The organism is Paenibacillus periandrae (assembly GCF_022458865.1).
Classification (GTDB): Bacteria; Bacillota; Bacilli; order Paenibacillales; family NBRC-103111; genus Paenibacillus_S; species Paenibacillus_S periandrae.
On record NZ_JAJNMU010000190.1, the window covers coordinates 1 to 266 of the forward strand.

The window sequence follows — 266 nt, forward strand, 5'->3', positions numbered from 1 at the left end:
CTGCCGGATTCCCACGAGGTTTCACGTGTCTCGCGGTACTCGGGATCCGTCACCAGGTGTCGCAGATTTTCGGTTACGGGATTGTTACCCTCTCTGATGAGCCTTTCCAGACTGCTTCACCTATTCTGCTAACCCGATCTTGACGTCCCACAACCCCTGAGAGCAAGCTCTCAGGTTTGGGCTGTTCCGCGTTCGCTCGCCGCTACTGACGGAATCACTGTTGTTTTCTTCTCCTGAGGGTACTTAGATGTTTCAGTTCCCCTCGT

General features: G+C 54.1%; 1 rRNA gene. It reads right to left on the bottom strand.

Features of this window, described 5'->3' with window-relative positions:
• Positions 1 to 266, bottom strand: a 23S ribosomal RNA gene (locus tag LRL21_RS45175); the annotation flags it as partial.